This is a genomic window from Parazoarcus communis (genome assembly GCF_003111645.1).
Classification (GTDB): domain Bacteria; phylum Pseudomonadota; class Gammaproteobacteria; order Burkholderiales; family Rhodocyclaceae; genus Parazoarcus; species Parazoarcus communis_A.
In genome coordinates this window covers 1,418,991-1,437,282 of the sequence record NZ_CP022187.1, presented here as the reverse complement: position 1 = coordinate 1,437,282, position 18,292 = coordinate 1,418,991, and the positions used below count along the sequence as shown (strand labels likewise).

At 60.7% G+C, this 18,292-nt stretch carries 17 protein-coding genes and 2 pseudogenes; 5 read left to right on the top strand and 14 right to left on the bottom strand.

Translation table 11 applies throughout. The features are described 5' to 3' along the window. Window positions 1–29: 29 nt before the first annotated feature. The 11 genes and pseudogenes from CEW83_RS21190 to CEW83_RS06495 all read right to left on the bottom strand — a co-directional run bounded on the left by CEW83_RS21190 (window position 30) and on the right by CEW83_RS06495 (window position 11,358). The gene (locus tag CEW83_RS21190; protein ID WP_199915218.1) at window positions 30–443 is read right to left on the bottom strand and encodes a CBU_0592 family membrane protein; all 414 of its coding nucleotides are present in this window, start codon (window positions 441–443) and stop codon (window positions 30–32) included. Between the two features lie 116 nt (window positions 444–559). Further along, a complete protein-coding gene (locus CEW83_RS06535) occupies window positions 560–1,795 on the bottom strand; it encodes a M24 family metallopeptidase (protein ID WP_199915217.1) in 1,236 nt (411 codons plus the stop codon). A gap of 113 nt (window positions 1,796–1,908) precedes the next feature. Further along, window positions 1,909–3,462, bottom strand: coding sequence for a BCCT family transporter (locus CEW83_RS06530; RefSeq protein WP_108948626.1), 1,554 nt, complete (start codon window positions 3,460–3,462; stop codon window positions 1,909–1,911). A 276-nt stretch (window positions 3,463–3,738) separates the two neighbouring features. Further along, complete coding sequence (locus CEW83_RS06525; RefSeq protein WP_108948625.1) at window positions 3,739–4,635, bottom strand: LysR substrate-binding domain-containing protein; 897 nt, start codon at window positions 4,633–4,635, stop codon at window positions 3,739–3,741. A gap of 105 nt (window positions 4,636–4,740) precedes the next feature. Continuing rightward, complete coding sequence (locus CEW83_RS06520) at window positions 4,741–5,148, bottom strand: ethanolamine utilization protein EutQ (protein WP_108948624.1); 408 nt, start codon at window positions 5,146–5,148, stop codon at window positions 4,741–4,743. Beyond that, window positions 5,145–6,461, bottom strand: a complete 1,317-nt coding sequence (locus CEW83_RS06515) for an NAD(P)/FAD-dependent oxidoreductase (protein WP_199915216.1) — start codon at window positions 6,459–6,461, stop codon at window positions 5,145–5,147. The genes CEW83_RS06520 and CEW83_RS06515 overlap by 4 nt, the downstream gene beginning before the upstream one ends. Before the next feature lie 11 nt (window positions 6,462–6,472). Further along, window positions 6,473–7,711, bottom strand: a complete 1,239-nt coding sequence (locus CEW83_RS06510) for an FAD-dependent oxidoreductase (protein WP_234419064.1) — start codon at window positions 7,709–7,711, stop codon at window positions 6,473–6,475. Beyond that, window positions 7,700–7,861 (bottom strand): annotated as a pseudogene (locus CEW83_RS21335) (rubredoxin); the annotation flags it as partial. The pseudogene CEW83_RS21335 and the gene CEW83_RS06510, both read right to left, overlap by 12 nt. Before the next feature lie 10 nt (window positions 7,862–7,871). Beyond that, window positions 7,872–9,320, bottom strand: coding sequence for an aldehyde dehydrogenase family protein (locus tag CEW83_RS06505; RefSeq protein ID WP_108948621.1), 1,449 nt, complete (start codon window positions 9,318–9,320; stop codon window positions 7,872–7,874). Next, on the bottom strand, window positions 9,320–10,528 hold the full coding sequence (locus CEW83_RS06500) for an aromatic ring-hydroxylating oxygenase subunit alpha (RefSeq protein ID WP_108948620.1): 1,209 nt from the start codon (window positions 10,526–10,528) through the stop codon (window positions 9,320–9,322). The genes CEW83_RS06505 and CEW83_RS06500 overlap by 1 nt, the downstream gene beginning before the upstream one ends. 506 nt (window positions 10,529–11,034) lie before the next feature. Continuing rightward, a complete protein-coding gene (locus CEW83_RS06495; protein ID WP_159099400.1) occupies window positions 11,035–11,358 on the bottom strand; it encodes a hypothetical protein in 324 nt (107 codons plus the stop codon). Between the two features lie 561 nt (window positions 11,359–11,919). On the opposite strand from CEW83_RS06495, the gene nhaA reads away from it, so the two are divergent. Then, complete coding sequence (gene nhaA / locus CEW83_RS06490) at window positions 11,920–13,260, top strand: Na+/H+ antiporter NhaA (protein ID WP_234419012.1); 1,341 nt, start codon at window positions 11,920–11,922, stop codon at window positions 13,258–13,260. A 379-nt stretch (window positions 13,261–13,639) separates the two neighbouring features. On the opposite strand, the gene CEW83_RS21740 is transcribed toward nhaA, so the two are convergent. Next, complete coding sequence (locus CEW83_RS21740) at window positions 13,640–13,900, bottom strand: hypothetical protein (RefSeq protein WP_420094091.1); 261 nt, start codon at window positions 13,898–13,900, stop codon at window positions 13,640–13,642. Window positions 13,901–13,918: 18 nt separating this feature from the next. Then, window positions 13,919–14,011, bottom strand: a pseudogene (locus CEW83_RS21735) (hypothetical protein); the annotation flags it as partial. 144 nt (window positions 14,012–14,155) lie between these two features. Between CEW83_RS21735 and CEW83_RS06480 the strand changes: the two are divergent. After that, window positions 14,156–14,581 (top strand): OsmC family protein, encoded by a 426-nt coding sequence (locus CEW83_RS06480; protein ID WP_108948616.1) that lies wholly within the window; start codon window positions 14,156–14,158, stop codon window positions 14,579–14,581. Window positions 14,582–14,676: 95 nt separating this feature from the next. Next, the gene (locus CEW83_RS06475; RefSeq protein WP_108948615.1) at window positions 14,677–15,477 is read left to right on the top strand and encodes a PRC-barrel domain-containing protein; all 801 of its coding nucleotides are present in this window, start codon (window positions 14,677–14,679) and stop codon (window positions 15,475–15,477) included. Window positions 15,478–15,797: 320 nt separating this feature from the next. Here the strand turns inward: CEW83_RS06475 and CEW83_RS20995 are convergent, their stop codons facing one another. Next, complete coding sequence (locus tag CEW83_RS20995) at window positions 15,798–15,938, bottom strand: hypothetical protein (RefSeq protein ID WP_159099399.1); 141 nt, start codon at window positions 15,936–15,938, stop codon at window positions 15,798–15,800. 514 nt (window positions 15,939–16,452) lie between these two features. Between CEW83_RS20995 and CEW83_RS20990 the strand changes: the two genes are divergently transcribed. Further along, window positions 16,453–16,653 (top strand): hypothetical protein, encoded by a 201-nt coding sequence (locus CEW83_RS20990; RefSeq protein ID WP_159099398.1) that lies wholly within the window; start codon window positions 16,453–16,455, stop codon window positions 16,651–16,653. A gap of 178 nt (window positions 16,654–16,831) precedes the next feature. Further along, the gene (locus CEW83_RS06470) at window positions 16,832–18,148 is read left to right on the top strand and encodes a cation:proton antiporter (protein ID WP_108948614.1); all 1,317 of its coding nucleotides are present in this window, start codon (window positions 16,832–16,834) and stop codon (window positions 18,146–18,148) included. Window positions 18,149–18,292: the final 144 nt, after the last annotated feature.

Here is an 18,292-nt window from a genome sequence, read left to right as displayed (position 1 = left end):
GGCCGGGGTTCGCAGCCACACCGCAGCGCTTATCTGGTGTGAGAACGGGCGGTGGAGATTTGACGTCTTCCCCTTGATCTAACGGTTTTTCGTTTTGCCCGTTTTCTTGACGGGCGGGTGCTGGGGACTCCTCTAATGTTCTCGCTCACGCCCGCAGCAGGCACGGTGACCAGCGTGCTCGGCGGACTGCCGGCGGCCGGCTTTCTGCGCTCCCCCCAGATCTTCGCAAGGCCGAGGATGGTCAGGCACATCCACAGTACCTGGGTGACAAAGGATGCGAGGTTGAAATAGAAGAAGAGCGAGAACAGCAGGCAGCCGGGGCCAAGAATATTGAGCCCTATGTATCTTGCGTCGCGCTGGCTGAAGCGACCGAGTTGCAGGCCTGCATAGGCAATTTGATAACAGATGACGCCGATGAGTCCAACCACGTCAGGGAGGTTCATGATGTTCCAAAAAACGGGCGGCATCCGCAGATACCGCCCGTGAGGGTCGTGTTGAATTCAGCCTTTGAAACATCCTCGGCATCGGGCTGGGCTGTTCAGCCTGGTGCAGGAAAGGCCTACCGCAGCAACTGCTCCTCGAATGGATATCTGGTAAGCACCTCGTGCCCGGTTTCTGTAATCAATACCTGCTCCTCCAGCTTTACGCCGGGGCCGCCTGCAGTCCGTCCCAGAAAGCTCTCGACACACAGCACCATGCCCGGTTCGAGCACGCCGTCGTAACCAAAGGACTGCCAGGCCTCGGGGAAGTAGATGATGGGTGCCTCGTCACACAGGCCGACCCCATGATAGAGGCAGGTGTAATGACGAAAGTCCTCGGCCGGATAGCGCATCGCCTTGTGCGTCAGGTCGTGGTAGCTCACGCCGGGACGCAGTAGTTCGGTGTTGAAGCGGATCTGCTCATAGGCTCGGCTGTAGATGTCGCGCTGCGCGGGTGTGGGCGCCATGTCGCCGCACAGCCAGGTGCGCGAAGTGTCCACGCAGATGCCATAGGCACCGACGAGATCGGTGTCGAAAGCGACAAGATCGCCGTTTTCGATGATGCGGCTGCTGCATTCCTGATACCAGGGGTTGCAGCGCGGACCTGAAGCGAGCAGACGGGTCTCGATCCATTCGCCACCCCTGGCGATGTTCTCGGCATGAAGGTAGCTCCACAGCCGCTGCTCCGAGATTCCGGGTCCCAGATGCTCGCGCATGACCGTCATGCCCGTTTCGCACGCATGGATGGCGCGACGCATCGCAAGCAGCTCGTCGTCACTCTTGATCTCTCGCGCGCGCTCCATGATCGCCTCACCGTTATGCACGCCAACGCCCCTGCGGGCGAGGGCGGAAATGCCTTCCGGGTTGCAGTGATCAATCGCGAGCCGGGTATTTCCGCCTCCGTGCTGACGCACCAGTGCGGCGATTTCATCTGCCCAGCGTTCGGCCTGCTCAGGTATGCGATCACCCGCACAGAAGTAGAACCACGGTACGCAGGGGCGGATCTCGTCTATCGATTCTGTGTGACCGCTGAGGAAGTCGCAGTGGTCGAATTCCCACAGCACCACGGGGCCGTCAGCGGGAACGAATACGTAGCGACTGGCGTTGTGCAACAGCCACACCTGCATGTTGGTGCTGTCAGTTGCATAGCGAACGTTAACCGGGTCGTAGAGCACGATGCCGGCGTAGTCAGCCTGGCGTAGTTGCTGCCGCACCCGCTCCAGCCGGTATCGCCTCATTGCAGCAAGATCGGGTGCTGCCAGCCCTGCCTTGTCCCACTCGCCGACGGCTTCGGCGCCTGGTCCAAGGGCGTGCATATTGAGTACGCCAGCAGCGTCGCCGCGCGGACGATCCGTTGGTTCAGACCCTCCGATCCGGCGCCGGCTCCCGGCACCGATTCTCGAATCCTGAACAGTCGAAGCGACTGTGCTCATGCGTGCGAGTCCTGGAGCAGGGCCTTCACAAAACCGATCATCAGCACCAGCATCAGGGCCATGAAGGGCAGGCCCATCGCGACTGCGCCGGCCTGCACGCCCTTGAGCGCGCTATCCCCGCCAATGACGAACAGCACCATGGTGACGAGAGCAATCAGGCCAACCCACAGTACCCGTTGCGGCACTGGCGTTTCGGGGATACCGCCAGCCGCAAGGTTATCGACCACCAGCGCACCCGAGTCCACCGAGGTCACCATGAAGATCACCAGCAGGAAGACCACCAGAAGCGATGTGATCGCCGACATCGGCAGGACTTCAAGGAACTGGAAGATGGCCATATTCACATCCTTGAGCCCCTCTGCCAGCGCGCCCGTTCCGGCAGCGACCTGGGCAATGGCCCCACCACCGAATGCGGTGAACCAGAACAGTGCGACGATGGTCGGTACCAGCATCACCACGGCCACCATCTGGCGGATGGTGCGACCTTTGGATACCTTGGCAACAAAGACGCCAACCAGCGGCCCCCAGGTGCACCACCAGGCCCAATAGAACACCGTCCAGCCCTGGAACCAGTCGGTGTCAGGCCGATCGACCCAGTTTGCCAGCGGCACGAACATCGTTACATAGTCAGCCGAAGCGCTGAACATGCCGGACAGAAAGACGCCGACACCGACACCGAAAACGGCGAAGATCAGCAGCAGCAGCGCAAGGCCCATGTTGATGTTCGACAGCAGTTTTACGCCTGAATCCATTCCGCGCCATACTGATACCGCGGCGATACCGCAGACGGCGAGAATGAACAGGGCTTGCATGGTGAAATCGTTGGGGGTTCCGAGCACGTGATGAATACCGGCCGTTGCCTGCATCGCGCCAAGACCCAGCGAAGTCGACAGGCCAAAGGTAGTCAGTACAACGGTAAAGACGTCCACCGCGTGGCCAATCGGTCCCTTGTAAGCATTGCCAATCAGGGGCTTGAGGGCCGAGCTGAGCGAAAACGGCAGGCCCTTGTTGTACGAGAAGTAGCCAACGATCAGTGCGGTGCTGAGGTAAATTGCCCACGGGTGCAGACCCCAGTGAAACAGGGTGGAGCCCATTGCCCCATGCACGGCTTCAGGCGTGTTGGCAGCGATATTGAGCGGCGTTTTCCACCACGCGGTGTAGGCGGCCACCGGTTCGGCCACGCCCCAGTACAGCAGTCCGACGCCCATGCCGGCGGCGAACAGCATCGAGAACCATGAGAGCATGCCGTACTCGGGTCGCGCATCCTTCCCTCCCAGGCGGATCTTTCCGAGCGGCGAGATGGCGAGGGCGACACACAGCAGCACAAACAGGTTGCCCATGATCATGATGAACCAGTCGCAATGCTTGAGAATCCAGCCCTTTGTTGCCTCAAGGTTGGCGCCGAAAGCAGCCGGGTCGTTCAGTGCAAGGGCTACGGTCGCAACGATGAACGCAACCGAAACCGGGAATATGACTTTGTGGAAGTCCAGTCCCATTAGCCGGGCATTGCTTTCGCCAGGCAACGGGAGTGTGGTGCTCATCTCTCTCATTGATGTCTCCTCATTCTATTTTTGTGTGGCTTCAGCACGGTGAGGCTGGCTGAACCGCAGTGACCGACGTCAGAATCTCTTTTGATCCGGATCAATCGGGTGAGTCGATTGTTAAGAAATCGACGCGCTGTAACAAACGATTTTTGTGCGGCTGATTAATGACTTTCAGTAATGTCATTGAGCCCCGCGCCTTTGCCTTTCGACATAAAAAATCCCTGCAGCCGCGATTCGCGGGGCAGGGCAGTCAAGACCAGTCATTCGCTTTCGGATCAGACGCTATTTCAGAGAGAGCAGCCATTCCCTGAAGCACGCGACGCTCCTTCGGCGCTCATGCGGACCGGGCTTCTCGAGGACGAGGAATTGGGCATCTGTTTCGAGCACGTCCGCTATCGGCTTGACGAGGGTGCCGGCGTTGAGATACTGCTCGACAAGGTTGTGCCAGCCCAGTGCAATGCCCTGGCCACTGAGTGCAGCCTGTATGACCAAGGAATAGTTGTTGAGGTTGATCTTGTTGCGCGGTGTGACCAGCGGAAGATTGAGCTGGCGAAACCATTGTGTCCAGCTGATCCAGTCGCGCTCGGATTCATCCAGCCACAACCACGTGCAATTCGCCAGATCCTGCGGCGAAGACAGATTCGGGTGTCGGGCAAGATACGCCGGACTGCAGATCGGAAAGATGGCTTCGTTGCAGATAGGCGTGCTTTTCATGCCGCCAGGCAGGCTCTTGCAGTAATAAACCGCGAGGTCGCACTCGAGCTTTTGATGATCCTTGACGTGATCATATGCAACGATGCGGAGGTCGATGCCCTCATGCAGTTCGTTGAACTCGGGAATCCTTGGCAGCAGCCACATCGAAGCCAGCGCGGTGCTGGTTGCAACGGTGACTTGCTGGTCGCCGTGCCAGCGCTTGATCTGGTGAGTGGCGTCCGCGAGCGCAAGCAAGGCTTCACGTGCTGAATGAAAGTACTGCTCTCCTGTCGGGGTAAGGCATACCGAACGTGTCGTGCGGTCGAGCAGGTGGGCACCCAGCATGTCCTCAAGTACGGCGATCTGTCTGCTGATCGCGCCCTGGGTGACGTTGAGCTCCGAGGCTGCACGCGTGAAACTGCCGAGGCGGGCTGTTGCCTCGAACGCAATGAGTGCCTTGAAAGGCGGAAGGGGCTGAATTTTCATTGTGCTTGACGTTCCGGCAGGGCCTCTCTGTCAGGGCCTTTCCCGGGCACACAAGCCCGGTGCGAAATTGTGCCTTCAAACGCTGTTGAATAGCGTGCGTTCAAGTCAGCGTTTGCGTTCGCAGGTGGCGGGGTCGTCCGGGCATTCCTCGTCGCAGAGCTCTTTCCAGTTTCCGGGATAGACCACGTATCCAAAAAGTGCAAAACCGCCGTACTTCAGGGCAGTGCACTTTGGTATCAGCAGCACCTGGCCTGGCTTTACAGCGTGCTTTACACCGTCTGATTCGACTTCGAGGCACCCTTCGATGGTGAAGATGACCTCTTCGTAAAGGGTCGTCCAGCTTACGTCCGCACCTTCCCAGCGCGCAAATCCGACGCCCAGGTTGGGTGACACTTCATTGCTGAACGCACGTGCCACGTAGGCAGCCCCTGGCGGGCCACCACGAACCACAAAGCCGAGGTCGGTGTGGTCGACGAGACGCACGCCGACACGGGGTTGCGTAAGTTCTGTCATAGCTCACTCCTGCTGTTCCATGCTGCCAGTTTGATGCGAGAACGCACCCCGAATCCAAGGAAAGGCTCCGGTGGGTTCAGCGAGGGCATCCCCGTCACGGCCTGGATGTCGTGCAGCAGGGATGAGTCCGCGCCGACCGCCATATCTGCCAGCAGGGTACCGGAGATCGTTCCCCACGCCGCGCCCACGCCGTTGTCGCAAGCTGACGCGAAAACGCCCTCTTCAAGCTGACCAAAGAAGTTGGTGAAGTTGCGTGAAATCGCATAAACCCCGCCCCACGTGTGGGTGAAGGGCACTTCGGCAAGGTCAGGAAAGCGCTTTACGAGCGCCTTGCGATGATCGCTGCGAATGTCCGAGCGGGCCTTGTCATCAATGCTGCGTCCGTACTTGGGTACGTGCTTGTAGGTGTTGCGAATGATCAAGCGCTTGTCCTGAGTCATTCTGACCGTCGTGCCCGCGTGGTCCGCTGGGGTCAGGCCCCAGTTGAAGGTGCCGGTGTAGCGTTTGCATTCGTCGTCGTTGAGCGGGCGGGTCCAGCTGGCAAAGGTCATGACCGGCAACAGACGGTTTTTCAGGTAGCCGAACTCCTGGGTGAAGATGCTGGTGCCGAGCAGCAGGCGTGGCGTGCGAATCGTCCCGGCATTGCCAAGCAGCACGAAGCCGCCCTTGCCATCGCGTTCAAGCCGCGTGATGGGGGAGTTTTCCAGCAGCTCTACGTTTTCCGGCAAGGAATCACCCAGCCCCCGCACGAGTGCAGCAGGCTGCATCAGGTAACAACCCGGGGTAAAGATCGCGCGGCTGTAATGCGTTGTGCCGAGCACCCTTTGCAGTTCATCGCGCTCGACCATGCGAAAGGGTTCGCCGAGGCCGGAAAGCAGTTTCTCGAAGTGTGCCAGATAGGCTAGCCCGCGCTCGCCAACAGCACCCTGATATTTTCCTGCGTGTGACCACTGGCATTCGATATCGTGTTCGGCGATCAGCGATTCGAGCTGTGCGATTGCTGCACGATTCAGGCCGAGAAGGCGCTGCTTGTGTGCGGGGTCCGGATGCTCAAGCGCGAACTTGTGCGGCAGGTCGATTACAAATCCGGAATTGCGACCCGAGGCACCCTCGGCGACCCGCTGTGCATCGACCAGAATGACGCGGGCTTCTGGCTCGAGCGTGGCCAGGCGGCGAGCCGCCGCCAGCCCGGCAAAACCCGCACCGATAATCACGTAATCCGCCGTTTGCTGCCCTGACAGGGTACGCACGGGTTTGGGGGCGGGCAGTGCTGCATACCAGCCGCAAGTTTTGTCGTCGTTGGGAAGGTTCATGATCTGCTCGCTCAGGCGGCTTCTTGTGTAATGCGCAGGCTGCATTCCTGCGTCCAGACACGACGTTTTTCCTGCGCGGCTTCACCGATCAACGCGAAGCCACACATGCGTCCGGAGTCGTCGTGATAAGCGCAGCAGAAGCCGTTTTCGGTCGCTGTGCTGTGCCACTTGCCGACAACACTGGGTGGCAGCAACAAGGTGATTGGCGTGGCCGGCGTCTTTACCATCACCGGCATCGGCGGGTACTGAACTTCGGTTGGCCGACCCAGCAAGGTTTGGGACAGTGCCTTTACTCCGAGGTTGATCGGCGCGAGGTAGGGGGCCGGGCGGCCGTCGATTTCAATGCAGTCGCCCAGCGCATAGATGTCCGGCTGCGAGGTTCGCAGCCTTGCGTCGGTACGGATGCCGCGCGCTGTATCGATGCCGCAATCTGCTGCAAGGTCTACATTGGGTGCAAGGCCCACAGCGGAGATGATGGCAGTGGCGTCCACCTGTTCGCCGCTGGCGAGCGTGATCCGCCAGGCGCCTTCGTCTCCATCAACGGACACCACCGAGTTCTGCAGGTGCCAGCGCACGCCTCGTGCGCTCAGTGCCTGTTGCAAACACCGTCCGGCTTCTTCGGGCATTGCTCGCTCGAGGGGCCATTTTCCGATGCCGATGACGCTGACTTCAGCGCCGCTGCTTGCAAGGTCGTTGGCGAACTCGCAGCCGATCAATCCGTCGCCGATGATCGCGACCTTGGCGCCATGGCGGAGTTGGCGCTGAAAGGCGGCATAGTCGTCCAGATTGTTGATGCTGAGCATGGCGTCGCGGCGTCCGGCCACATCCAGGCGGATCGGGCTGGCGCCAAGCGCCAGCACCAGCTGACCATAAGGCATCGGGCCGAAGCTGGTGTCGACAACATGTGCGTCAGCATCGATGCGACGTACTTCGCAGTGTGGGTAAATGCGGATGTTAAGGCGCTTTTCGATCTGGAATGGTGCTTCGTCCATCAGCTCTTCCGCGCTGTGGCCCTGCGAAGTGGCGATGGAGAGCGCCGGCTTGGAATAGAGATGGCCCGACTCCCGGGTCAAGACCACAATTTCGACCTTGTCGTTCTGTTCGCGGACTGCTGCTGCGAGGCTGTAGCCTGCATGTCCGCTGCCGATGATGACGATCGGCCCGCGGGACGGCACCGGAATCGGCGTCACCGTCGCGAAAGCAGGAACTGCAACGGGAACGGGTTCGACACGGGCGGTGATCTCGATCATTTCGAAATCAGCCTTGCCAACACCGCAGTCCGGGCACTTCCAGTCCTCGGGGACATCCTCCCAGCGCGTACCCGCAAGGATTCCGTCCTTCGGCCAGCCCTTGGCCTCGTCGTAGATCCATCCGCAGATGATGCAGAGCCATTTCTTCATCGCTGTCTCCTCAGTCCTGCTGGATGCGGATTGCCACGTTCTTCGTGCGAACGTAGCTGTACAGGGCTTCCTGGCCTTTCTCGCGACCAAATCCCGACAGACCGACACCGCCAAACGGTGTTTCGATTCCGCCCGCATACCATTCGTTGACGAACACCTGACCACTTCGCAGGCGGCGCGTCAGTCGCAGGGCCCGGTTGATGTCCTGGGTAAACACGCCCGAGACCAGTCCGAACGGCGTGCCATTTGCGATCTCGATGGCTTCCTCCTCGGAGTCGAACGGGATCACTGCCAGCACCGGTCCAAACACCTCCTGCTGTGCGACCTTCATCTGTGGTGTGACGCCTGCAAACACCGTCGGCTGCATGAAGTGACCAGCACGATCACTCTGACGATCGCCGCCCACAACAGCTTCGGCACCCTCGGCAATGGCGTCGTTGCAGATGGCCTGGACCCTCGCCAGCTGCTCGGCGCTGATCAAGGGGGTGTGATCGGGATCTTCTTCTCCGGGGCCACTAACCAGCCCTTGAGCCATCTCAGCGACTGCCGCCACGATCTCGTCATGGATGTCGCGATGGACCAGCAGGCGCGACATCGCTGAGCACACCTGACCGGCGTTGAAGAAAATGCCACTCTTCACGCTGGCAAGCAGTTGTTCGCGGTCGGCATCAGGAAAGACCAACGCAGCTGACTTGCCGCCAAGTTCCATGACGCTCGGCGTTGCCCAGCGCGCTGCCGCGGCGAGAATCGACTGCCCGGTGGGGACTGAGCCGGTAAACACGATCTGGTTTGCCTTGGGGCTGCTCACCAGATGCGCGCCGACCTCACTGCCCAGCCCACACAACAGGTTGACTGCGCCTCGCGGCAGGCCGGCACGCTCGATGGCGCGAAACAACACGCACATTCCGAGTGGCGACAACTCCGGCGACTTCACCACCACCGCATTCCCTGCCGCCAGGGCAGGGGCCAGCGAGCGGGCGCAGATGGAAACCGGGAAGTTCCACGGCACGATCTGTACCGAGACCCCCATCGGTTCGTAGCTCGTGAAGTCGACGTAGCCGTTACCCAAGGGCACGGAGATCCCTTCGATCTTGTCGGCCATGCCGGCGTAGTACTCGAAGTAGCGTGCGGCCTCGACGAACTCGTCGCGCGCATCGCGCAGGGTCTTGCCGTTCTCCTGGCACAGTACCCACGCGCCTTCATCAGTGACTGCTCGGATTTCGGCTGCGATACGCAGCAACCACTGCACCCGCTGCGCGGGGCGTGTCGAAGTCAGCCAGCCGTTCTGCGCGCAATGCGTGGCCGCGTCGAGCGCGGCTTCGGCCTCATCGATACCCGCCAGTGCGATGCTGGCAAGTGGCTGGGTGGTCGCTGGGTTGGAGACAGTAAGCTGACGCTCACCATCTACCCATTGACCGTCGATGTAGTTCTGCCAATGGCTGGCGATCGCGTGTTTCATCACGCGGCCTCTTGCCCTTGACCGTTGGCGGAAAGAATCCGGCGCGCGGCCCACTGATGGAAGTAGTGCGTTGGTACGTCCATCTCGGGCGAGAACACACCGCCCTGATAGCCCGGCGACTGACGTCCGGCCTGCATGCCTTCGACCGCACCGATGTCTTCCGAGAACACCACTCGCCAGGCGCTGAGGATGGCGTGACGGCTGGCCGCATAGATGTCCTTTCGTGCAGCTTCGTCGCCGACGTAGAACAGGCGCAGGTGCTCTACGGTCTTGTTCGCGGCCAGCGGCTCAAGCACCATGGCAAAGGCATGGTCAGCCTGGATGCCGAGCAGCACATTGGGGAAGAACGCAACGTATTCTGCATTGCGCATGCGGTCCGCAGGCCACGAAGGGAAGGTCGGCAGCGACGTCCCTTCGATGTCCGCGAGGTTGTAGGCGTAGCTGCCCTGGCCTGCGAAGTTGCCATCGAACATGATGTTGTAGTGATCTTCGAGGCGCGAGTAGGTGTTGAGGCTCGGGTGCACCCAGGGGAGGTGATAGGCCTCGCAATAGTTCTCGACCGCGAGTTTCCAGTTGCAATTCACCTCGATGCTCATCGCACCATCGCTGATCGGGGCGCGCAGCAGCGACATGCCGTCCTTGCCCAGGAACTGCTCCCAACGCTCCGTGAGCGGCCGGATGGCGTCTTCGAATGCCGGTGCCGTGCCGGACAGATTGACGAACACCATGTCCATCCAGACGTGGCTGCGCAGTGCCTTCAGACCGTGCTTTTCACAGGCGAAGCGCGGATCCTTGTGCTGGTTGATCCCGCCAACGTGAGGCGTACCTTTCAGTGCGCCGTTGAGGTCATACGTCCAGGAGTGGTAGGCGCAACGGATCAGGCCCTGAATTTCACCTGCCTCATGCACCAGCTTCATTCCACGATGGCTGCACACGTTGTGGAATACCTGCAGCGCACCGTCGCGATTTCGCATCATCAGAAGGGGCAAGCCCATGAACTCGATCGGCTTGACGTAGTTGTTCGTCCCGACGTCACTCGCAAAACCGATGCATGCCCAGCCCTGTGCAAGCACGCGGTCGCGCTCGAACTTGAAATAGCTGTCGTCGGTATAAAACTCGTTGCCAAGGCCAACGGCTTCTTCAATCGAATTGAGTACGTTCTTGAGTTCGAAAACCTTGAAGTTGCGGATTTCGGTCGGTGCGTTCATTGCGAGTCTCCTGTCTGCCTGGTTGGAATTTCGCAACTGGCCTGCGTTTGGGTCAGTGCGATTGAGGCGGATTATGAAATTCACGCAAGTGCACAACAAACGATTCTTTGGGTGCTGATTAATCAGGAAAAGTCATGAATCGGAGGGGTGTTGACCTGCTCCGGGGTTTTCGGACCAGGAGAAACTTTAGAGGATGGCTCCCAGAGAAAAGAGGAAGTCATGCGCAAGAGCCGTTTGAAGCGCCCCGGGTTTTATGGAAGCCGGCTACTTTAAGTAGGCTCATCCGCAATACATCCATGGGAAGTACGCTTGCCAAGCGCCTCAGGTTTCCGATCTAACAACTGCAATCGCGCCTGCTACCTGGGCGCACCCTCAATACGCCCCCTCTATGCGGGCCACCGCTTGCCCGGGAATCAGGTGTCCGGCAAGCGTGTCCCAAGAGATGGAAACGCCCCCTGGTTTTGACGACAATTTTTGGATAACGACGCGTCATCGAGGATTCACTTTCATTCGTATCTCCAATCCTTGCCTGCTCGGGGTGCCGCGTTCATCGGCTGCGGCGCGCCGGGTGCCAGCGTCACGGCATCAAGCACGTGACGCTCCCCTTCGAAAAGCTGCATCTGTTGCAAGCTGAGCGCCAGCACCTGGTAGCGCCCATTCAATTGCAGAAACTGACGCAGTGGCTTGGTGTGGAAGCTGTCGGCAACCACGGCAAACTCGGACCACGGGGTCGCCTGCCGCTGCAACGGAAACACGCGGAGCAGGGCCGGTGCGCCCAGCACGGCCAAGCCGTCGAGTGTTTGATTCCAGAGGTCGTGGTCCTGGGCCAAGGCCTCGAAGTCCTTCGAGCAGGGCCATGGTGGCATCGACCGCGTTCTGCTGTCGCAGCGATGTCTCCATCGCCTTCACCAGATGGCAGAACCGGATCGGGTCTTGCTGGTTGTCCGGATGGCTTCGATAGGTCGGCGGCTAGAGCGACAGGCAGGGCCGCTCCTGGATCGACGCCCGTTCGGAAATTCCCGCCCGGGTGAGTGGTCTTCATCTCATTTCCTTAGGTGATGTCTCTGGCTTGGCGGCGGGCGCAGCCAGGTTCGACTCCTGGGGGGGCCCGATTCAGTCGGACAGGCCCCGGTTCAACCAGTAACACACCGACGATGTCTGCCGCACGCTATCTGACCAAGACTGATCCTGCCCTTCGCAGTCTTTCCTGCTCGCGTGACCTCGTCTGTGCGGCAACGCATGGTGCAGCAGACAGGGATCGCGATAATCAGCGAAATGATTCCCACGCACGCGACCCTGCCGCCCCGTACGCCGAGAAGCCGGCGCACGGACATGGCGCCAGAGCCCCTCCGACCATGAATCCAGGCCCTCTGGCGCATGAGGAAGAGCTGTTGGGTCGGACCAAGGCCGAGCACGCAGGGGACCGCGTGCTGCGGCCATTCCAGCTGTTCGAACAACAGCAGGCCTCCGGCGGCTTGGTGCTGCTGGGCTTTGCCATGTTGGCGCTGGCCTGGGCCAACTCGCCGTGGGCAGGGGCCTACGAGCAGATGCTGGGCGTTCCGCTGGGCATTTCACTTGGCGACCAGGTGTTGCGCCTGGACCTTCGCCATTGGATAAACGATGGCCTGATGGCGATCTTCTTCTTCGGCGTCGGACTCGAGATCAAGCGCGAGTTTCTGGTCGGTGAGCTGGCCGAACGACGCAAGGCGATGCTGCCGATCGTGGCCGCCGTCGGCGGCATGGTGGTCCCGGCGCTGATCTATGCCGGGTTCAACTTCGATGGCGCAGGCGCCAGGGGCTGGGGCATTCCGATGGCGACCGACATTGCCTTTGCGCTCGGTGCGCTGACCGTCCTGGGCTCGCGCATCCCCGAAGCGCTGAAGGTCTTCCTGGTCGCACTGGCCATCGTCGACGACCTCGGCGCGCTACTGGTCATCGCAATCTTCTACACCGCGTCGATCGAATGGCGCGGCGTCGCCGTGATCGCCGCCGTGCTGCTGGCGCTGTGGCTGGCCAACCGCATGGGGGCCCGCCGGGGATCGATCTACCTGCTGCTCGGGCTGGGTCTGTGGGCCGGCTTCTACATGTCCGGTCTGCACGCGACACTGGCCGGTGTGCTGACGGCGCTGTTCGTGCCCGCGCGCGTGAACATCGTGCCCGACGCGCTGCCGCAGGTGATCCACCGCGGCGCCGACGACATCGAAGCCCAGGCCCTCGACAACGAGCCCGACGCAATGGATCCCGATCGTGTCGCCATCATCGGCGCGATCGCGGGCAACCTCGACGCTGCCACCGCACCGCTGCAGCGCTTCGAACATAGTGTGCAGCCGTGGGTCACCTACGGCATCCTCCCGGCATTTGGTTTGTTCAATGCAGGGGTCGCGATCGACGCCACTGTGCTGGGCACACTGTCGACGGCCGTGCCGCTGGGGATCATGGTCGGGCTGGTGCTCGGTAAATCGGTCGGCATCGGCCTGGCCAGTTGGCTGGCGGTGAAGACCGGGCTGGCCGAACTGCCCCAAGGGGCAACCTGGCGCCAGTTGATCGGCACCGCCTTCCTGGCCGGCATCGGCTTCACCATGGCGCTGTTCATCAGCGGCCTGGCGTTTCACGGCACCCATTTCGAGCGCGAGGCCCAGCTGGCCATCCTGATCGGTTCGTTGCTGGCCGCGGCGGTCGGTATCGCCATTTTGCGGACATCGAAGGCGACGCAGGCGCCCGGCCCGGAGTGAGCGCTTGACTGCGAGAACCGCCGTTGCGTCAGCTGTGAAGCGTGCCTAGACGGCGGGCGTGGCGGCCTTTCATCGCGGCGCATCCATCAAGATCGGCGGCTCGTGGCCCATCGCCCGAAGGCGACTTCGACGGTCTGCGAGAGCGGCTCTGGGGATCGTGCCTACAAAGTGTATGTACCTGCGCTGCGTTCGGCGATGGCAGGGAACTTGGGCGAGACGTACCACGAGCGTGATGGATGTTTCCAGAAAGGATCTCATTTTTGCCCTGCGGTGAGAGAGGCCAACTGCACAGCGAGTCTCCGATTAGACCGCCACCTACGCGGGGCTTGCGTGGGTTTTCTGTACGGCAACGCACACAACTCGGCTACGGGACAGTTGATCAGCGAAGCCCGCTCGGAGGGCGAGCAAACGGGTGCGACCGCGAGTGTAGTGCTTCGTTCTTCTTCGAACTGAGCTTGCGGTTGGCGCGAATGACTTTTTGGAGCGTGTCATCGGCTTTGGCTGTCGAGACAAGGTGCATCGGATTTCGGCTATGCACGGCGATGTACTCGTCGATGGCCGAGATCAATTCAGGGACGCTGCGAAAGACGCCGCACTCCCATCGGTCGGTCGAGATGCTGCGGAAGAGGCGCTCGACCATGTTGAGCCAAGACACGGAGGTCGGTGTGAAGTGGATATGGAAACGCGGATGCTTTTCAAGCCATTGTCGGACGGTCGGGTGCTTATGGGTCGCATCGTTGTCGCTGACCAGAACACGGCGAGCGACTGTGCGTCAGCGAACGGACGCTTTACGTCAATGCGGCGACCATGCCTTGGCGATCACGGCGCCCGGCCGCGTCCGGAACCGCAGCGACCGGGCCGTCATCCCTCGACCCAACCGATCAGGAGAAACACCATGAAACGATCTGCATCTGCCGTCTGGACCGGTGACCTCAAGCAAGGCAAGGGCAGCATCTCGACACAGAGTGGCATCCTCGAGGATGCTCAGTACGGTTTCAACACGCGCTTCGAAGACGGCCCCGGCACCAATCCCGAAGAACTGATCGCCGCGGCGCACGCGGGCTGCTTCACGATGGCGCTGTCGGCGCAACTGGGCGTGGCCGGCATCACCGCCGAACGCCTCGAGACCAAGGCGAGCGTGACCCTGGACAAGACCGGCGACGACTTCACCATCACCGCCGTGCATCTTGTTCTGCGGGCGAAGATCCCAGGCACCGACCGCCAGACCTTCGAAAGCATCGCCGACAAGGCCAAGACCGGCTGTCCGGTGTCCAAGGTACTCAATGCGACGATCACGCTCGAATCGACCCTCGAGGCCTGAATCGTGGAAAGCCGGTCGAGCGTTAGCTCGGCGCCCGGCGTGACCCAATGGATGCGATCGTCGACAACGGTTGACCGCGCGCAAGGAACTCCGACATGTTACGAAGCCTGAATGAACTCCAGAAATATGCCATCGGCGCCACCGACGGCGATATCGGCAAGGTCAAGGACTTCTACTACGACGACCATGACTGGGTCGTCCGCTACCTCATCGTCGACACCGGCTCCTGGCTGGCCAGCCGCAAGGTATTGATATCACCGATTTCGATCCAGAAGCCCGATTGGGCTGCGCAATCGCTGCCGGTCGCCGTCACTAAGGAGCAGGTCAAGAACAGCCCGGACATCGACACCGAGAAACCGGTGACGAGGCAGCACGAGGCGCTGTACCTCGACTACTACGGCTATCCGACCTATTGGGGCAGCACCGGTCTGTGGGGCGGCGGAATGGTTCCGGTGGGAATGTACCCTGGGTACGCCGGCTTGCCGGGTGGCACTACCGGGGGGGAACAAGCCATCGAAGAAGTCGCCAAGGCCGAGCGCGCGCGACACCGCGACGACGATCCGCATCTGCGCAGCTGCAAGGCCGTCATCGGCTATCACATCCAGGCCACCGACGGCGAGGTGGGTCATGTCGACGAGTTGCTCTTCGACGAAGAAACCTGGGCGATCCGCTACTTCGTCGTCAACACGAGCAATTGGTGGGTCGGGCACAAGGTGCTGATCGCGCCGCAGTGGATCGACGGCGTGAGCTGGTCGGACCGGACTGTCGCCGTCGATCTGAGCCGTGAAGAGGTGAAGACAGCCCCGTCCTACGACGAAGCCATAACACTGGACCGGCAAGGAGAGGCGAGTCTATACACCCACTACGGGCGCCCCCCGTACTGGAAGGCGGACTAGCCCACGGTTGGCGCAAAGAGGTGTTTCGGCCTCGGCGAATCGCCCAAACGTCTCGACCAGTGAAGCACGCAGGTGTGTGCGCTGACGCACCGGCGCGATGCCGCGCCGCGCGTAACCTTGCCATTTTGGATTGTGGGTCGGCCAACGAGGCGCTCCGTCGGCGGCTCGGCCCGCTTCCTTGGAGACTTGGACATGGCCATCCCGTATGACGCGCTCTTTCACGTCCTGCTGGTCATCGATGGTCCGAACGAGGGCAAGGTGCAGACGCTGATCCATAAGATACGGCACGAGCGCGGTCTTGATCCGACGAATGCAGTCCGTCAGCCCGACGCGTTATCGAGGATCGACTTCACCTCGGCGCCGACGATGACGGCGACCCCCGACAGGTACGCGTCTCGGGGATGCTCGAGGCTGCGATCGTCGTCGCGTTGCCCGTCGTCAATGCCGTCCTGCATTGCCACGGACTGACAAGCTCAAGTCGACGTCAGAGCACGCCCATGACGAGCAGCACAGCCCGCCTCGAGGCCGAAAAAACGAGTGCAACTGGCTCGTGAGGCAACGATCGTTGCCGTGATGGAGCAGGAAGATCAGAACGCTGCGGAGTTGGGGCTCACCCGGGCCGGCGCCGCGCCCTTCGTGCCCGATTGGCTGCCGGCGTATCGGCAGGCGGTGCGGCGGACTCGCACAGCGGCGGCCGAGCGACTACGAAAATCCATCCTTTGCTGCACGAACTCGCGGTCACCTGGAGTCTTCAATTGACTGAAATGTGCGTTAGCGGACGGACGCATGCGGAGTTGACGCGCACAGTCCCAACAAATCCATTCGTGCAATCCAGGCCTCGAACCTCCATGCCGCGAAGTGTGACGGATCATCACCGCGTTACTCATCGACTGGCACAACCGCGGGCCCCCTCTTACTTCCACAAAAGAATCCGGACTGCGTGAAGCAGCAATTATTTTTTTAGGAGAACCATCAATGGAACAACTTGCTGAAGCTTCATTGGCAATGCCTTATGACGGACTATTCAGTCAGATCCAAAAACGGGTCGCCGATAAGATAAGAACGCCCGTTGAAATCCATCTATGGGGTGGACACGTCTATCGTTTGGGGAAGGGTGAGCCTGCGATCAAGATATTAGTCAAGAATCGTCACGGCCTGGCGGCCCTTGGCAAGTGATATTTCGGGACGCAATTCTCGTTTGACATAGGGCGAGAAGCGCGGCGATAGCTGCCTTGGGGGCATTGAATTTCCTATCCTTGAGCGACAGTTCGCTGACGCACATCCCGCACTCTGCAAGCGGATTACCTTGAGCAATCCGCCGGGCGCTAGTCCAACGAGGAAAGTCGAACAAACAATGGCTAACGCACAATGGTTTCTGCTATTAGGTGGCATCCTGCTGGCCAGAGGCGCCACCGCTTCCCTGCTGGCGCGTCTACCGGTGACGCCGGCCATCATTTATCTGGCGGTGGGACTGCTGGTCGGCCCGACGGTGCTCAATGTGTTTCACTTCAATCCGCTCAAGCAATCGGAACTGCTGGAGACGCTGACTGAAGTGGTGGTGCTGATTTCGCTGTTTTCAGCCGGCGTCAAGATGCCCGTCCCGGTGAGCTTTGCCCGCTGGCGTGCCCCGATCCTGCTGGCAACGGTATCCATGACGGTCACCGTCGGCATGGTCGCCGCCTTTGCATTCTATGTATTTGACTTACCGCTCGGTGCAGGCATTCTGCTGGGCGCAATTCTGGCCCCCACCGATCCGGTATTGGCGACCGATGTCCAGATCCGCCATCCCGGTGACGATGACCAGTTGCGCTACACCCTGACCTGCGAGGCCGGCATGAATGACGGCAGCGCCTTTCCGTTCGTGATGCTCGGACTGGGACTGCTCGGATTGCACGAGGTCGGTGAATTCGGACTGCGATGGGTGCTGTTCGATGTGCTGTGGGCGACATTTGCAGGAATCGCCATCGGGGTGCTGTCCGGCGCCGCGCTGGCCCACATGGCATGGAAGCTGCGCCGCCATGCACCTGAGCACAAGCTGATGGACGACTTTCTCGGACTTGGTCTGATCGGCGTGGTGTATGGCCTGAGCGTGCTCGCAGGAGCGTGGGGCTTTTTGGCGGTATTTTTTGCGGCAGTCGCCCTGCGTCAGACCGAACTGAAGCTTGCCGGCGCTGGTCCGGGCATCCCGCAACCGCAGGCAAGCCAGAGGATCGAGCTGGAATCGGCCAGCGCCGGCGCTGACAACGAGCCGCCACTCACCGTAAGCGAGGGATCACTGGTATTCAAGGAACATCTGGAGCGGCTCTCTGAATTGACGCTGATCCTTCTGGTCGGCGGCACCTTGTTTCTCGATTCATGGAGCTGGCGGGCGGTTGGGCTTGCGCTGTTCTTGTTCTTGGTGGCGCGCCCGGTGAGCGTCCTTATCGGTCTGCTGGTTACCCGAATGTCATGGAAGATACGCGGTATGGTCGGCTGGTTCGGCGTCCGCGGTATTGGTTCGCTGTATTACCTGATGTATGCCATCCAGCATGGCATCCAGGAAGACCTGGCCCTGGAGCTGATCCAGTTGACGCTTATTGTGGTGGCGCTGTCGATCCTTGTCCACGGCACCAGTGTCAAGCCGCTGATGGGCCTTTTCTGGCGTCACAGCAGGAACCTGCCGGAGCCGTAGGTGTTATCCAGACAACGATTAAACAGGTTGGCGTGCATTTTCTTCAAACGCCGAGCGGAACCAGGTTCTCCCAGTTCCGAAGACGAATAACGAATAGGAAATTCAACCGTTTGCGAGTCAGCATGTCACGGGTTTTTGGGTTCC

Bases quoted from the DNA above. Each gene is read 5' to 3' on its own strand.
- CEW83_RS06515 (WP_199915216.1), bottom strand. From the start codon at position 6,461: ATGAACCTTCCCAACGACGACAAAACTTGCGGCTGGTATGCAGCACTG.
- CEW83_RS06535 (WP_199915217.1), bottom strand. From the start codon at position 1,795: ATGCACGCCCTTGGACCAGGCGCCGAAGCCGTCGGCGAGTGGGACAAG.
- CEW83_RS21190 (WP_199915218.1), bottom strand. From the start codon at position 443: ATGAACCTCCCTGACGTGGTTGGACTCATCGGCGTCATCTGTTATCAA.
- CEW83_RS21740 (WP_420094091.1), bottom strand. From the start codon at position 13,900: ATGGTCGAGCGCCTCTTCCGCAGCATCTCGACCGACCGATGGGAGTGC.
- CEW83_RS06525 (WP_108948625.1), bottom strand. From the start codon at position 4,635: ATGAAAATTCAGCCCCTTCCGCCTTTCAAGGCACTCATTGCGTTCGAG.
- CEW83_RS06475 (WP_108948615.1), top strand. From the start codon at position 14,677: ATGTTACGAAGCCTGAATGAACTCCAGAAATATGCCATCGGCGCCACC.
- CEW83_RS06500 (WP_108948620.1), bottom strand. From the start codon at position 10,528: ATGAACGCACCGACCGAAATCCGCAACTTCAAGGTTTTCGAACTCAAG.
- CEW83_RS06470 (WP_108948614.1), top strand. From the start codon at position 16,832: ATGGCTAACGCACAATGGTTTCTGCTATTAGGTGGCATCCTGCTGGCC.
- CEW83_RS06480 (WP_108948616.1), top strand. From the start codon at position 14,156: ATGAAACGATCTGCATCTGCCGTCTGGACCGGTGACCTCAAGCAAGGC.
- CEW83_RS20990 (WP_159099398.1), top strand. From the start codon at position 16,453: ATGGAACAACTTGCTGAAGCTTCATTGGCAATGCCTTATGACGGACTA.
- CEW83_RS06530 (WP_108948626.1), bottom strand. From the start codon at position 3,462: ATGAGAGAGATGAGCACCACACTCCCGTTGCCTGGCGAAAGCAATGCC.
- CEW83_RS06520 (WP_108948624.1), bottom strand. From the start codon at position 5,148: ATGACAGAACTTACGCAACCCCGTGTCGGCGTGCGTCTCGTCGACCAC.
- CEW83_RS06505 (WP_108948621.1), bottom strand. From the start codon at position 9,320: ATGAAACACGCGATCGCCAGCCATTGGCAGAACTACATCGACGGTCAA.
- CEW83_RS06510 (WP_234419064.1), bottom strand. From the start codon at position 7,711: ATGATCGAGATCACCGCCCGTGTCGAACCCGTTCCCGTTGCAGTTCCT.